General features: G+C 46.1%; 1 pseudogene. It reads right to left on the bottom strand.

Annotation, left to right across the window (positions count from 1 at the left end):
• Positions 1-425 (bottom strand): annotated as a pseudogene (locus B0D78_RS12635) (IS30 family transposase); the annotation flags it as partial.
• Positions 426-525 lie beyond the last annotated feature (100 nt).

Here is a 525-nt window from a genome sequence, read left to right as displayed (position 1 = left end):
TAGGTACGGCCTTCACGACATTTTTTATCCACCTTCATGTTATTTCTTTTTCCCTTTCTCTTCTTAAAACGGACAGCTCGGGGCAAGTCTATTTTCCGTGCCTCTAAAATACCCGAAAGCAGGAGCCGTCTGGCGGTACTTTCAGAACAGGGAACAGTATCTCGATTATTACGGATAATATGATAGAGAGACTGCCCCTGTTTGATGAGAGGAGAGAAAAAAGAATCAATATCTGCAAGCTCGGCATCGGAGATATTGAAGCCTTCACGAGCCTCATGCAAAGTTTTCTCGTAAGAGTCATTTGCAGATTTAGCAGAATAGATCCGTTTTTTTAAAGTGCAGCGGTGACGGTTGGGGCAGCCGTTACAGACATACGGAGGAACCGAAAGCTGCGGGCAGACCTCCTCCTTAAAGTCAGGACACATCGTATTACATCTTGAGCACCGGAAACACAGTGAACGGCATTTCGGAGAGGTGTTACAAAGGGAAGTAACGGAGCAGTCATACCGGTGAAGGCAGCAGTTT

Source organism: Pyramidobacter sp. C12-8, assembly GCF_002007215.1.
Taxonomy (GTDB): Bacteria; Synergistota; Synergistia; order Synergistales; family Dethiosulfovibrionaceae; genus Pyramidobacter.
This window is presented reverse-complemented; position numbering and strand designations above follow the sequence as displayed.